General features: G+C 67.4%; 12 protein-coding genes. 5 read left to right on the top strand and 7 right to left on the bottom strand.

The window, feature by feature from the left end; genetic code table 11:
• The coding region (locus HKK72_RS27940) for an MFS transporter (protein WP_222721217.1) at positions 1–354 on the bottom strand (354 nt) is incomplete at its 3' end.
• Between the two features lie 92 nt (positions 355–446).
• Positions 447–1,145 (bottom strand): DUF899 domain-containing protein, encoded by a 699-nt coding sequence (locus HKK72_RS27935; protein WP_187237419.1) that lies wholly within the window; start codon positions 1,143–1,145, stop codon positions 447–449.
• A 191-nt stretch (positions 1,146–1,336) separates the two neighbouring features.
• Between HKK72_RS27935 and HKK72_RS27930 the strand changes: the two genes are divergently transcribed.
• A complete protein-coding gene (locus tag HKK72_RS27930) occupies positions 1,337–2,032 on the top strand; it encodes a winged helix-turn-helix transcriptional regulator (protein WP_187237418.1) in 696 nt (231 codons plus the stop codon).
• A 1,159-nt stretch (positions 2,033–3,191) separates the two neighbouring features.
• Complete coding sequence (locus HKK72_RS27925) at positions 3,192–4,115, top strand: FAD-dependent oxidoreductase (RefSeq protein ID WP_187237417.1); 924 nt, start codon at positions 3,192–3,194, stop codon at positions 4,113–4,115.
• Between the two features lie 28 nt (positions 4,116–4,143).
• Here the strand turns inward: HKK72_RS27925 and HKK72_RS27920 are convergent, their stop codons facing one another.
• The 3 genes from HKK72_RS27920 to HKK72_RS27910 all read right to left on the bottom strand — a co-directional run bounded on the left by HKK72_RS27920 (position 4,144) and on the right by HKK72_RS27910 (position 8,119).
• The gene (locus tag HKK72_RS27920; protein WP_187237416.1) at positions 4,144–5,439 is read right to left on the bottom strand and encodes a PQQ-binding-like beta-propeller repeat protein; all 1,296 of its coding nucleotides are present in this window, start codon (positions 5,437–5,439) and stop codon (positions 4,144–4,146) included.
• Position 5,440: 1 nt separating this feature from the next.
• Entirely contained in the window at positions 5,441–6,097 is a 657-nt protein-coding gene (locus tag HKK72_RS27915) for a hypothetical protein (RefSeq protein WP_187237415.1), read from the bottom strand.
• Between the two features lie 501 nt (positions 6,098–6,598).
• Positions 6,599–8,119: an MFS transporter gene (locus HKK72_RS27910; protein WP_187237414.1), complete on the bottom strand. Its 1,521-nt coding sequence runs from the start codon at positions 8,117–8,119 to the stop codon at positions 6,599–6,601.
• A gap of 108 nt (positions 8,120–8,227) precedes the next feature.
• Here HKK72_RS27910 and HKK72_RS27905 point away from each other — a divergent pair, with 108 nt between their 5' ends.
• The 3 genes from HKK72_RS27905 (at position 8,228) to HKK72_RS27895 (ending at position 11,531) form a co-directional block, all read left to right on the top strand.
• Positions 8,228–9,070, top strand: coding sequence for a porin PorA family protein (locus tag HKK72_RS27905; protein ID WP_187237413.1), 843 nt, complete (start codon positions 8,228–8,230; stop codon positions 9,068–9,070).
• A gap of 209 nt (positions 9,071–9,279) precedes the next feature.
• The gene (locus tag HKK72_RS27900; RefSeq protein WP_187237412.1) at positions 9,280–10,362 is read left to right on the top strand and encodes a DUF1254 domain-containing protein; all 1,083 of its coding nucleotides are present in this window, start codon (positions 9,280–9,282) and stop codon (positions 10,360–10,362) included.
• Between the two features lie 5 nt (positions 10,363–10,367).
• Positions 10,368–11,531 (top strand): serine hydrolase domain-containing protein, encoded by a 1,164-nt coding sequence (locus HKK72_RS27895; protein ID WP_187237421.1) that lies wholly within the window; start codon positions 10,368–10,370, stop codon positions 11,529–11,531.
• Between the two features lie 86 nt (positions 11,532–11,617).
• On the opposite strand, the gene HKK72_RS27890 is transcribed toward HKK72_RS27895, so the two are convergent.
• Positions 11,618–12,853 carry an alkyl sulfatase dimerization domain-containing protein gene (locus tag HKK72_RS27890; RefSeq protein ID WP_187237411.1) on the bottom strand — a complete coding sequence of 412 codons (1,236 nt, stop codon included), beginning with the start codon at positions 12,851–12,853 and terminating at the stop codon, positions 11,618–11,620.
• A gap of 135 nt (positions 12,854–12,988) precedes the next feature.
• Complete coding sequence (locus HKK72_RS27885) at positions 12,989–13,555, bottom strand: TetR/AcrR family transcriptional regulator (RefSeq protein ID WP_187237410.1); 567 nt, start codon at positions 13,553–13,555, stop codon at positions 12,989–12,991.
• Positions 13,556–13,930 lie beyond the last annotated feature (375 nt).

Raw genomic sequence — 13,930 nt, 5'->3', positions numbered from 1 at the left:
GGCCCCGACGCCGAGCAGCACCCTGCCGATAACCAGAATCTCGATGGTCGTCGCCGACGCGGCCACGACGGAGGCCACCGTGAACACGGCCAGTCCGACAACGTACATCCGCCGACGGCCGAACCTGTCGCCCAGCGCAGCGCCGATCGGTAGGACGCATGCGAATGCCAGGGTGTAGGCGTTGATCGTCCATTCCAGATCGGCCAGGCTGGCGCCGAGCTCGACCCGGAGCGTGGGCAGAGCCGTCACGATCACCATCACGTCCAAAGCGGTCAGAAACGCGCAGACCGAGACCAGCCCGAGCGCCCACCCCGACCGCAGCGGCCGGTCTGCCGTACGGCTCTCAACGCTCACAGTGGGACCTCCGGCCAGTCTCGTCTCTCGTCTTACATGGCAACTCCGTATCGACATGGGGGCCGGCGCTTGATGCACCCCAGCGGCCTCGGTCAGTTCTCTGCATTCCGGGGCGGGAGCTCGCCGTACTCGTCGTGCAGGCGCCACCACTGGTACGGCGGTGTCTGCTGCCATCCGACGGGCGAGTCCTCCCAGTCCTCCTGGCGGCCCAGGGGCGTCAGGTCGAGGAGGTTGAGATCGGCCCGGAGCCGGTCAACGCCGCGCGCAGTAGTGAAGTAGGTGCGGTAGACACGGTCGCCGTCGCGCAGGAAGACGCTCAGGCCGAATCCCGCGGTCACCCCGCAGTCGGTGTTGAAGTCGCTGTGCTGCGAGGAGTACCAGGGCAGCGTCCAGCCCATCCGCTTCTTGAACGGCTCGATCTCGGCGAGCGGGCCCGCCGACACCAGGGCCATGGAGGTGTCACGCGCATTCAGATGAGCCAGGTGGCCGATGTTGTCGGTAAAGCCGGAGCAGCCGACACAGTAGTGATCGCCTGGCCACATGAAGTGGTAGACGATCAGCTGGCGGCGGTGCTCGAACAGCTCCAGCAGACGTGCGCTGCCGCCCGGTCCGTCGAAGAGGTACTCCTTGTCGAACGGCACCATCGGCAACCGGCGGCGCTCGGCGGCCAGCGCATCCAATGCCCGAGTCAGCTCCTTCTCCTTGACCAGCAACTCAGCGCGGGCCTGCTGCCACGCCTGAGCCGACACCACGCGCGGCAGGGCCGCCTGACGCTCAGCAGAAGTCGTCATTTGAGATCACCACTCCAACTCGGAATCCGTCGTCTTCGCCGCGCGGGAGGCGTGAGGCCCCGTTCCCGGACCGCGTGCCGGCGGGGAACCTCTAGCCGTCACCCTCCCGCTTGCGCTCTCACGGTAGGAGTTATACTCCTAAAAAACAAGTTAAACAGCTTTGGAAGGAGCGTATCTGGTATCCTGGGCCCATGAGCGTCCGCAGCTATGAAGATCCCTGCGGCATCGCGCGCAGCCTCGACGTCATCGGCGAACGCTGGGCACTGCTCGTCGTGCGCGACCTGCTGCTCGGCCCCAAACGGTTCAACGACCTCGCTGACGGCCTGCCCGGCGTCAGCTCGAACGTCCTGAGCCACCGGCTGCGCAGCCTGACCGAACAGGGCGTCGTGCGCCGCCGCGACCTAGGACCGCCCACACGCGTGCACGTCTACGAGCTCACCGAATGGGCCCGCGAGCTCGAGCCGGCCCTGCTCGTTCTAGGACGATGGGGCAGCCGAGCGCCGCTGCCATCCACAGGCCAGTTCGGCCTCGACTCGCTGATGCTCAGTATCAAGGCCTCCTTCGACCCGGCGACGGCCGACGAACTCAGCGGCACGTACGAATTCCGCATCGACACAGACACCTTCGTCGCAGAGGTAGCCCACGGCTCCGTCCAGATCCACCGCGGCACCACGACAAACCCGGACGCGACCCTCACCACCGACATCGCCACCCTGCGTGCCGTGTGCAATGGCCAAAGCCCCCTGCCCGAAGCCGTCCGATCCGGAGACCTACTCCTCAACGGCGACCAGCAACCAATCGACCGAATGACCCACCTTCTCGTAAGCTCCTTCTTCCACCAGGGAGATCACCCGACGTGCGATTCCGCGGACGCCGACGCACGGTAGTCGTCACCTGATCAGCGCGCCGTCTGTCACCAGGGGCGATCGCACCCTCGCCGCCGTGACGGTGAGCTCAACGGGGATCACTGGTGGAAGGTACTTATTCCAATCGGGCACTGTTCACCGGGCCTCCCTCCGCGAGTCCCCTTCACGCACCAGGTCCCTGCCGCCGGCCACAGATGCGCGTTGCGGCACAATGTCGAGGTCGGTTTACTGTCGACGTGCCCGACGGGTCGGAGTCCTTCGGCATCACGTTCGCGCACGGCACCTCGATGCCGCACCTGCCTCCTGCGCCTCCGCCTGGCAGAGCCCGCACGCGACCGCGGCGAGGTTCGTACTGGGCGGTGACGAGTGGCTCATCCCCGGCTTCGAGAGCGCGGAGCAGTTCGTCCTCCGTTATCGGTCACCGAACTTGTATGAGCTCAACGGACGCGGGGGGCGCGGTCGAGGTCTGCAGGGTAGCGGCCTCGGCGCTGGAGGGCGGCAGGGTGCTGCGCGCACGCCAATACCGACAGCGGAACCAGCGGCCACGACAATCCGAGGTCATGTCCGAGTGATCGGACGTATCCACTGTGTGGCGATGGCGCGCCCGCCGGCGCCGGTCAGGGTCAGGTCATCGGCGCGACAGTCAAACAACAGGGCCGCCCGGTTGACTCGGACACCGACCGCCGCGAACCGAGGACGTCGTCCTCACCAGCCTGGTGCGGTCCCGCCTGCGCCCCCAGACCCCGGCGCGCCCGCCACCTGGCCTGTGTGGTGCCAAAACGGTGAACATTGTTGCTGAGCTGGGCTTTCGCAGGGCGGTCAGGCAGCCCTGCGGTACTCGCTGATCAGCCCGGTGACGGTGCTTCGACGACGGATCCGGGCCGTCATGTCGATCACCTCGTTGGGGTCGTGCAGCGGCGGGCGAAGGGAGCGGCCCTGATGTGGACGGCCTGCAGGAACAGGTCGCCATGGTCTCCGGGCGGTCGATGGTGGTCGCCGAGGACAGGTCATGGCGGTTCGATGCCAGCAGCCCGCAGTCCATGCTGACCGGGGGCCTGCTGCGGGGCCGAGACCTCGTCCCGGCGGTGCGGGGAGGATGGGCCGCACGCCGCGGGCTGGCCGCTCGCCCGACGTGCGACCTCGGGCGCTGGAGTGATCTGGAGGGACGGAACGGGGTGGAATGGGCGGAGGCGCGTTTCGGGCGTGGCCTGACCCGTCGGTTGCTGTCCCCGGCGGTGCATGGCCTCTACTTCCAGGAGCTGGAGGCCAACAGCGCGGCGCTGCCCGGCGCCCTGGCGGCTATCTTCGCCCGCGCCGGCTCGGCTTTCACGTTGCGCGGTGGACTGGGGACGCTGGTCACTGCGCTGGCGGCGCGGGGGACGTTGAGTACGAGGTCCGGGTCGACCGCGTCCAACGGCCGAGTTCCCCTGGCGGCCGGGTCGTCCTGACCACCTCCCGGGGTCAGCGGGTAGCCGCCGCGGTGGTGATGGCAGTACCTGCGAGCGCGGCCAAGGAGATGCTGGTCGACCCGAAGGCGGACGAGGCCGCGGTATTGGCGGCGCCCTACAGTTGCGGGCTGCTCGCCGGGCTCGCCTTGGCCGAGCCGCTGGCGGACGACGAACTGGGCGGTGCGTACGGCGTCCTGGTTGCACCGGACTCGTCCTCCCCGCTGGCCGCCATCGCCGTCTACTCGCGGGCCGACACCACCCGCACCAGCACGGGTGAGGTGCTCACCATCATGTTCCGGCAGGACGCTGCGCGGCGGTTGGCGGCCGCCGATCACGCCACCGTCCGCGACGCGGCAGTCGCCGCGGTGGCGCCGTTGCTACCTGGGCTGGCCGACCGGGTCGTCGACAGCCGGGTGACCCGCTGGCAGGAGGCCATGCCCTACGTGCCGGTCGGGCATGCGGCGGCGGTGCGCAATTACCGGACACGGCTGCCCGCCGGGAGCCCGGTACTGCTGGCCGGGGACTACCTCGGATTTCCCTGGTCCGATTCGGCCGCTTTCAACGGCCTGTGGGCCGCCGACAGGCTGATCGCCGATCACGCCGGGCCCGCTGGCGTGCCGTCGTCCGAGGTGGCGTCCGATGCCGAGCGGCGTTGAGCGGCTCGGCGGCATCAGGGCCGGGGGATCAGCCTTGCGCGGGGCGGAAGGCGAACAGCTCTCCGGTGATGGTCGGCACGAGGACGGTTCCGTCGACGGCGACGGTCGTGCCGACAGAGAAGATGGTCAGTCCCGGCATCCGTTCCCGGTCGAGTTCGGCGCCGCTCGCGGTGTCGACCACGACGAGATCGTTGCCTAGCGTCGTCGAGACCGCCGCGTAGGCGACTCCACCGGCGGCCTGCGTGGGGATGCCGCGATTCACCAGGGTGTTCTTCGTCCAGACCCGCTGGGACCGGTCTCCCATGTCCCTGATCGCCATCAGGCCGCCGTCTCCGCCGCCCGACGGCATGATGAGGCCTTCGGGGGACAGTGACGGGCTGCCGCCGGCCGCATAGCCGGTGGCATGGCTCCAGATCTTGTCACCGGTCGCGGTGTCCAGGGCGTGGATTCCGCCTTCGTTGTCGCCGACATAGACGCGGGATCCGTCCGCGGACAGGTCGGGGCTGGTCGCGCTTCCGCCGGGCAACGACTCGTTCTTCCACAATGGCCGGATCGAAGGGCTGGATACCTCGTTCAGCTGCATCGCTCGGATGTCGGCGCTCGGCGCGCCCTTATCCCAGAAGGTGAAGAAGATACGGCCGGTGTCGAGGTCGACCGCGAGCGTGTTGGAGGACGGGCATTCTTCGGTGCCTCGCATGCAGGCCCGTGTGTCATCGGTTTCCGGCGCGCCCGGGATGAGCTCCATGGGCGGGAGGACGGGCTCGCCGGTGGCGCGGTTCAGCACATAGATCCGCCCGATGTGGGTGATGAAAATGAGGTTGCCGGCGGGTGTGAACTGTGCCGAGAGCGGCGTTCCGACGATGGGGGTCTCCCAGCGGACGTTTCCGTTGTCGTTGAAGGAGTGCATGGCCTCGCCGTCGGCCAGATAGATATGTCCGTCCCGGTCGAGGAGAGCCGAGGAGGAGATTGCCTGGCGATCGACTTCGCTGGAGCACCAGACCGTTCTTCCGGTCGCCCCGTCGAGCGCGTGCAGATGGCATCCCAGGCCGTTCGTGGTCACGTACACACGACCGGTGGCTTCGTTCGTTGCACCCAGGTAGATGCTGCCCGGGAAGCTGCGCTGCCATGCCTGGGTCAGGTTTCTCGCGCCCGTTACCGGTGAATAGTCGGTGTTCCCGGCATCGGCGTGGGCAGCGGACCAGCCCGGCCCATAGACCGACGGGAGCCGATCCACCGGGCGAGGGGCATCACGCGGCGAGGACGCGGTCAGCGAGGCCAGCACCAGAAACGCGAGGGCCGTTCTCTTGACGAGCTTTCCTGGCATGTCAGCAGCCCTTCGTGCCGCTGCCCGGTGGGCAGGGTGGCTTGGTGGTCGAGACGGACAGCGGCCGGACCGGCACCCCGTCGCTCCACACATGGAGCGAGGTCTGCCGCGCCGTGTTCCCCAGCGCGTCCCCCAGTTTCCAGATGCCGTACCAGTCGAGCGCGTTGACCACGGAACCGTCCCTGTTGCTGGTCGGCACGCGGTGATCGGCGATGAGATCGGGGGTCCCGTGTGTGTCGTTGAACATCCACAGGTAGTTGCGGTTGGTCACGGGCACGTGCCCGGTCAGGTCCCAGATCGCGTCGCAGCCGGTGCGGCCGACGATCGTATCCTCGTCACCCACGACGCAGCCGATCTTGGTCGTGGCCGGAATGCCGGCCAGGGATTTGTCGATGGTCCCGTTGTGGGGCTCGGCGAACAGGATCGCCCTGGGCTGGGGAAGCGACTCCGCCGACGAGTGGGCGGCGATGTTGGCGCTGGTCGGCCCGCCGTACGAATGAGCGATGAGTTCGGGCACCACGGACGCCGCGGGGAACGCTTCGCTGGACGGCGCCAACGCGTGCTTGATGGAGTAGATGGCGTTGGACGCGAATTCCCGCGGTGGTGTCAGCGCGCTCGTCTGGAATCGCGGGAAGATGACCACGTTCCCCTTGCGCACGAGATGCGTGATCCAGTCCTCGTAGTACTGGGGGTCGTCGCCGAGCCACCCGTGCAGGAGGACGACCAGGGGCGCGGTCGATGGCGCGGGTCCATCTCCCTGCCAGCCCGAGAGGTCGAAGATCCAGTAGTCCTTGGTGTGGTCGGTGAAGGTGACGCTGCGAACGGTGGACGCCGACCACTGGTAGTCCGCGCCTCCCGGACCGGACGCGGGCTGCGTGGGCGGCGTGGCCTCGGCCGCGAGCGCGCCCGGGCATCGGTCCGATGAGCATGACGACTGCGATGATCAGGGTAAGGATCGATGTTCTTCTCGACGCTGTCTTCGGGCTGCTCCTCCTAGCGGATTCAAGCATCTGACTGCCTCCTCGGGACCCACCTGGATGTCGAAGCTTTTCCGGGCAGGATGAAATGGGCTCGGCGCGCCGTGAAACGTGCGAGCCCGCGGGTGGGGTGGGTGGATCGGCCGGGTGGGTGTTCGGTGGGGGTGTTCGGGTGGGTGTGTTCAGCGTGCGAGCGCGCGGACCCGGTCGCGTTCGAAGGAGAGGCGCGCCGTGATCGTCAGCAGGCCGCCCAGCAGCAACGGAACAGCCAGCGCGTACATGGCCGTGACCATCGATCCGGTCCGATCCGAGACCACGCCGACAACTAGCGGTCCGAAGGCGACACCGAATGCGCCGAACACGTGCACGATCGCGAAACCGAGACCACGCGAAGAGGCGTCCAGGACGTCGGCTATGGAGGCGGTGAGATTGGGGATCGCCATCGCCATGGCCGCCTTCGACAGCAGGAGCAGTCCCGCGAGCGCCCAGAGCGAAGACATCGAGATCGCCGTGACGAGGATGATTCCGCCGATCACGATCCCGCTGCCTCCGGCCAGCAGGCGGCCGCCGTTCCGCCGGTCGTGCCAGCGGCGGCCAAGCCAGGTTCCGGCCATCACGCCCACCACGACTCCGATCACCGTGACCGACCCGCTCACCGACGCCGCAAGCCCTTCGCTGACGCCGTACTCGCGATGGATCAGGCTGGGCGTCCAGTAGGAGACCCCGGAGAGGCCGAATGCCACGGCCGCCAGGGCGGTCGAGAGCAGGGCGATCGTCGGGATCGCCGGCACCTGCCGGAGTTGCCGCCAAAAGCTCGGGTGTTCGCGCTGGCCGTGGGGTGCGCCGTTCGAGTGGACGTCCGGGACGGCGCCGGAATCGTCCTTGTGCACGCTCGTGTCGGGGAGGCCGGGGGCGGTGCCGGTCATCCGATCGAGCAGGCCTCGCGGCGGTTCCTTCAAACGCGCGCAGACCGCGGCGACTATCAGGCCCGGAATGGTGGCGATGACGAAGGCGGCACGCCACCCGAAATGCTGTGCCAGCAGCCCGCCGACCACCACGCCGATGCCTGCGAGATAGGGCGTGAGCCCTCTCCAGCCGTAGGCCCTCGCCCGGCTCTGCGATGGATAGAAATCGGCTAGCAGGCTTCCGGAGAGCGGGCCGTAGAAGCCCTCGGAAGTCGCCAGCAGCAGCCGGATCATGAAGAACATCGCGAACCCGGTCGCCAGGCTGGAGGCGAGTGTGACGACCGCCCAGCACAGCACGATGACGGTGAGGATACGGGTGCGGCGGTACCGATCGGTGAGATAGCCGGCCAGCGGAGTCAGCGTGATCGCGGCCAGTGCCCCGCCCAGTGGCAGCAGCCCTGCGGCGGTGTCGCTGAATCCCCACTCGTCCTGAATGAAAGGAAGCACACCAGGAAGCAATTGGTGTTCGAAACGGTCGATGAACCCTGCCGCCGCGACGACCGCCAGGGGTTTCCACCCGTAGGGTGCGCGGTCGTCCGGTGTGCGGGGTCCGGGCCGAGACAGCACCAGGTTCGGTGATCGGCGGCTTTCGAAGCCGTCCTTGATCATCTGCCGCCTTTCCCAACTGCGCGGGGCATGGTGATCGGGCACCCTCCGCCCCGCCTTCGAGCCGGGCTGTCCGGGCTGGTGGGATGTTTCCGTTTGATGTTCTCCCGGTAAATAGTGGCGCACTTGCACTCGGAGTGCAATAGTCGGTTTTATGTCGAGATTCGAGCTTATGACCAGAGGCCGGGTCGCGCGGCGTGAAGGAAGGCCGGGATGAGGGCGGCGCGCACTCTCGGCCCGGTGACCGTAGCGTGCGGCGCCTTCCTGCTCACCCTCGCGCCGCTGCTGCACCTTCAAGTGGCACCCCAGATCATCACCGCGCCCGCCGACATCCACCAGACGACGTCGCTGCACGCCGTTGACGCCACGTACCTGGACACCGCGGATCTCACCGTCAGGCGCGGGGCGCGGATCACGGCCGTGAACACCGTGCGCGGCGATGTCCGCGCCAGCGATGAGAAGATCACCGTCTGGGACTCCTTCACCTGGATCGGGGACGCCACCACCGGCGCCCAGATCGAGATCCAGTCGCAGCGGGTCGCCTTCGACCGCCGGACGGCGCGGCTGCACAACGTCTGCGGCGCCGCCGTGGACGGTGACACGAGCGTCAGGCAATCGGGGATCGGGCCGTTCTGGCCGATCGGCGTGCGCAAGCGGACCTACCACGTCTTCGACGCCAAGACCCGGACGAGCCGGCCGATGACCTTCGCTGGTGTCGACCGGATCCACGGCGACACCGTGTACCAGTTTGTCCAGCGCACCGAACCGACGGTGCTCGGCTCGGCGCCGACCCGGGTTCCGGCGTCGCTGCTCGATCTGGAAGGGCTCCGCGCGGGATTTCCCGGCTATGACGGCGGACGCGGTGACATCGAGGTGGACCGGGTCTACGAGGGGACGCTCACGGCATGGGTCGACCCGCGCACCGGTACCCGCATCGACCAGCGCCAGCAGAGTAAGACCGTCTTCCGCACCAAGGACGGGATCGATCGGCTGGTCGTCGGCGATCTCGTGCTGAGGCTGTCCGAGGCCGACCGGCGGGACCGGGCGATCCGGGCAGACAAAGCGGCCCGCAAGATGCGCTGATCCTGCCCCTGGCCGCGGCCCGTCCTCGGCACGGCCTTCCTGGCGGTATACCTGGCGGCTCGTTCCAGGCGGGGCCCTCGCCCGGTCGTCGCCTCCCGGCCCTCGCGCGAGACCGACCTCAAGGAGCATCCATGACCGTACGACGTACCGAGCCCTCTCCGGTTGAGGCGGGCTCCCATCCCCTGGACGGCTCCCGTCCCCTCGAAAGCGTGGTGGCCTGGCGGGAGCTGCTTGACACGCTCGCCGAGGCGGGCGGAATGGTGACGAGCCTGGCGGACGGTGTGCCCGCCATCGATGTAGCGGAGGGTTTCGGTCACATCCTCAACGTCCTGACCGGTCAATTCGACCGGGCGGCGCTGCGACAATCCCGTCATCCGGTATTCCTGCCGGGCATCACACCGGTGCGCAAGTTCTTCTTCGACAATCCTGACACCGACTACGACATCGCGGTGCTCGGCGGGGGCTCGCGTTACCGCATCTACGGGAACCGGGGGAGCTGCACCTATCTTTCGTTCTGCGTCTACTCCGGGATGGCCCGGGACGCGACGACTCGGCTGGTCAATCTGTCCGACCGGGACATCCACTTCTCACCCGGCGGCGACTTCGAGGTGATTCTGTCACCCGTCGAGGTGCCGGGCGACTGGCTTCGCATCGACGCCGGCTCGCGGGCGGTGATCGCCCGACAATACTTCCTTGACCGCCAGGCTGAGGTTCCCGCCGAATACCGGATCGAGGTGCTGGACGAAACGACCTCCGATCCGCCGTTGGACGACCTGGGCTTTGCGCGTGCTGTACGCACTACCGCCACATTCGTCAAAGCGGCGACTTCGCTGGCGGCCCAACGGGTCGAGGCGTTGCGCGCCACGCCGAACCGATTCGTCGAAACCGGAGAGCACGGCCCCTACAGAACACCGGACAACGACTACCTCGCCTGCTGGTACCGGCTCGACGAAGATGAGGCGCTACTCATCGACGTGCAGCCTCCGGAATGCCGTTACTGGGGGGTTCACCTGGCCAACCGATGGGGGCAATCCCTGGATCACCGGACCCGGCGGACGGCGCTCAATGGCCGTACCGCGATGCCCGACGCGAACGGGACGGTCCGTGTCGTGGTGTCCGGGACCGACCACGGCCTGCCGAACTGGTTGGACACCGCCGGGCATCCCGAGGGATGGGTCCTGTTCCGCTGGCTGCTCGCAGACGAGACGGTCGTGCCCCACGTCGAACAGATCAAGCTTACGAGTCGGCGACAAGGTCAGGGTGCGGCGTCGCGCACCGGGAGTGCGGAGTGATCCAGATGCAGGGAAGACCGGCACAACCGAATCGTCTTCTGGGGGTCACCCTCATCACCGCGCTCCTTACCGCGGCGTGCTCGACCGGACTCGGCGGTGAAAGGGCGGGAACCCCCGTATCACCATCGCCCAGCCAGGCCGATCCGTCGCCATGGGAGAAGGCAGCACCCTCGGCACTGGGCATGGACGCGACGAAGCTCGCGGGCATAGCGGCGCAGGCCGATACGGGTAAATCAGACTGCCTGGCCGTGGCGCGTCATGGAGAGCTGGCCGGCGAATGGTACTTCGGCAACGCCTCTCAGAACACCGCCCAGCCGATATGGTCGGCCACCAAGTCCTTCACCAGCGTTCTCGTCGGGATCGCTCAGGACGACGGCGTCCTGAGCGTTGACGACCCCGCTGCGAAATGGATCGACGAATGGAAGGGCACTCCCTCGGACGCGGTAACGATCCGCGACCTCCTCAGTAACGACTCAGGCCGGGAGTGGAGTTTCCAGACCGACTATCGGCGACTGAATCGGGCCCAGGACCGCACGGAGTTCGCGGTCGGCCTGAAACAGCAGCACAAACCCGGCACGGTCTGGGCGTACAACAACGCCGCGGTTCAGACGTTGCAGCGCGTGCTGCGGGAGGCCACCGGAAAGGATGTTGCTCGCTTCGCAGAGGAGCGGCTTTTCAGGCCGCTCGGCATGACCCGCACGGCCATGACCGCCGATCGCGCGGGAAACGCGCAGATGTTCATGGGAATAAGGTCCACCTGCCGGGACATGGCCCGGCTCGGCCAGATGATGCTCGACAACGGGAAGTGGCGCGGCCGGCAGATCGTGTCCGCCGCCTATGTCAAGGCGGCTACGGGACAGCCGTCGACGAGCCTGAACGCGGCTTACGGTTATCTGTGGTGGCTCAACCGGCCCGGCGTCGTGCGTGGCCCGATCGCGGCGACTGATCTGGGCGGAGCCGAAGAACCGGCGACTTCGCGCGGCCGGATGGTACCGGGCGCTCCGCCCCAGTTGTACTGGGCCCTGGGGCTCGGCAATCAGCTCATCCAGATCGACCCGGCGTCCAAGACCGTCGTCGTGCGCCTTGGGAAGACCGAACCGCGGCCCAAGCCACCGACATTCGGTGCGGCCGAGGCGGCCAAGGTCGTCACCGAGGCCGTCGTCCAGTAGCGAAAGAAAAGGGAAGGCGCCGTCCCCGTGTCCGCACTCGGGACGGCGCCTTCCGCCTTTGGTGGGGCTCGTTCAGAAGGCGCAGTTCAGCCGTTGGCGGCCGCCAGGTAAATGCCTCGTGTCATCAGGGACGTGGCTGATTTGGAAAGCGTGGCGAAGACATGGCGGTACGCGTCCTTGATGTCATCGTCCTCCGGTGCGGCCTGGAGCGCCAGCTCGATGAGGCATGCCGCGATCCGCGGTTCGGAGTCCTCCAGCGCCCGTCGGGCACGGTGGGCGAGATCGTGCGGGCCGCCTGCGAGTTCCGCCAGCACTGAGGCGAGCCGGTCCGATCGCGGCGGTTTGAGTGAGGCCGGGTCGCCGTCCCACCACCCCCCGTAGAGGCGCCAGATGTTGCGGACGATGAATTCTGGCTCGTCATATGCGGCGCGCAGGTAGGGCTTGGCGGCCAGATGCTCCGGAGCGCGAACGGTATGGATGATCTCGGCCAGGCGCGCGCCGCCGTTCATCAGCTCAAGGGTCTGAAATACGAGCGATTCCAGATATTCCGCCACATCGGTCAGCGCCGTGCGGACGCGATCGTTCCCGGCGATGGGGACGCCGTGCCCCGGGATCAGAAGCGATGCGTCCAGTTCGGCCATGGCCCTCAGCGCCGTGGCCCATTCGGCCGGATATCGCTGGACCTTCTGAGGATTGCCGCAGTTGGGCGAGTTCCAGATGAACAGGTCACCGGTCAGGAGGATGTTCCGTTCGGGAACGTACACCCATGTGTGATCGTCGGTCTCGCCCCGCGCATGATGCAGCTCGAAGGTGAGTTCACCGACGCGCAGCCGGTAATCGTCGCGATAGGTGAGGTCCGGATACCTGAAGGTCTCCGGCCAGCGGAACCTCGGGTTCGCGAACTGCCGCGCGTTGGCCACCTGGTTGTAGTCCTTGGTCAGGGCGTAGCGTTCGAACCTGGCTTTGACGGCCTCGTGCGCGATGACGACGGGGCGTTCCCCGCCATTCCGGTCGGCCTCTTGGTCGAAGGGGCCGAGGCCGAAGACGTGATCGATGTGCCCGTGCGAGTAGATCGCATATCGGACGGGATCGGCCCGCCAGGCCCGAATGGCGCGATGATTGCGCCTGGCCGTGTTCGGCGCCCCGGTATCGAAGAGCACCAGGCCCTCGTTCGTCCGCATGACGATGACGTTCGCGAATGTGGGCACCACGGCGACGCCGCTGGCGATCTCAAATGCCACTCCCTCGGGGAGGTCGCCGTTGAGCAGCCCTTCCATCTGGGCCTCGCCGTGCCACATTCGTTCCGCATACTGCATCAGCATGACCACACTATTGCACTCAGAGTGCAAAGATGCCAGAGCGCGATCGGAACCGTCTCAAGAACGCGTGAGCAAGCCGATGGACACGAGGGTCACGCGTCCGCAGTGCCTGTTCGGCGCGCGCAGCAACGATGGCGATCAGGCGGCTATCAGCTTGCCGAGCAGTTCGCGGAAGCAGCGGCGCCTGTCGTCCGCGCTCAGCCGCCGCAACTGGTACCAGGAGCCCCAGCTGACGGCGGCGTCAACGATGTCGGGAAGCAGGGGGTCACGGTCGGCGAACTCCGCCGCGAACAGCTCGCTGAGCATGCCCCGCAGCCACTCGTCGCCCTCGTTGATCAGCCCCGACACCACTGGTGAAGCGGATGCCGCGAGCGCCACGCGGCGGACCGGTGTCATGATCTCGTACACCCGCTCGAGCTGGTCGGCGAACCGGCTGATGCGCTCGGGAAGCGGGAGGGCGGGGCTGATCGGCTCTACCGTGGCGAGCAGGCGCTCGGCCTGGCGGTGCCCGGCCTCCACATGCAACTCGTCCATGTCGGAGAAATGGACGAAGACACTCCGGCGCGACACGCCGGCCCGGGTGGCGATCGTGGCAGCGGTCGGCACCCGGCCGGACTCACGCAGAAGATCGAGAAGGGCCTCGGTGATCGCCCTGCGGGTCTGCTCCGGACTACGCGAACGCTGAGGTGAAGTGGCCGTCCCCATGGCACTGCCAGTAGATCAGCCCCCGTTCACCAGCGCAACCGGAGCCCTCCTGACAAACCAGCGCCGACGCCCGATGTGCAAAGTTGCGAAAGCCCGCCGCACCATGGACAACGGAGACCACCTCGCGCGCAGCGCCGCTCGGCTCTCCACGCTCGGGCGGAACGCGCTCCAGAACTGTTCGACCGCAAGGTCACCGTAGCCAGTGTTCAGAACAGACCCCCGATCTTCGGTGTCATGGGAGAGAAGTGGCAGGTGACGGTAGTGACACGGCTCGCCGGAATCGTCACCGAAGACCGGCATCGTCCACACCGACTTGGTTTCGGGCTTGCCGCTGACCCTGTCGGGTGGCCGGGAGGAATCTCACCTCCCGGCTCT

It is taken from the genome of Actinomadura sp. HBU206391 (genome assembly GCF_014323665.1).
Taxonomy (GTDB): Bacteria; Actinomycetota; Actinomycetes; order Streptosporangiales; family Streptosporangiaceae; genus Actinomadura_C.
This window is presented reverse-complemented; position numbering and strand designations above follow the sequence as displayed.

Bases quoted from the DNA above. Each gene is read 5' to 3' on its own strand.
- HKK72_RS27935 (WP_187237419.1), bottom strand. From the start codon at position 1,145: ATGACGACTTCTGCTGAGCGTCAGGCGGCCCTGCCGCGCGTGGTGTCG.
- HKK72_RS27930 (WP_187237418.1), top strand. From the start codon at position 1,337: ATGAGCGTCCGCAGCTATGAAGATCCCTGCGGCATCGCGCGCAGCCTC.
- HKK72_RS27925 (WP_187237417.1), top strand. From the start codon at position 3,192: ATGGGCGGAGGCGCGTTTCGGGCGTGGCCTGACCCGTCGGTTGCTGTC.
- HKK72_RS27920 (WP_187237416.1), bottom strand. From the start codon at position 5,439: ATGCCAGGAAAGCTCGTCAAGAGAACGGCCCTCGCGTTTCTGGTGCTG.
- HKK72_RS27895 (WP_187237421.1), top strand. From the start codon at position 10,368: ATGCAGGGAAGACCGGCACAACCGAATCGTCTTCTGGGGGTCACCCTC.
- HKK72_RS27890 (WP_187237411.1), bottom strand. From the start codon at position 12,853: ATGCTGATGCAGTATGCGGAACGAATGTGGCACGGCGAGGCCCAGATG.
- HKK72_RS27885 (WP_187237410.1), bottom strand. From the start codon at position 13,555: ATGGGGACGGCCACTTCACCTCAGCGTTCGCGTAGTCCGGAGCAGACC.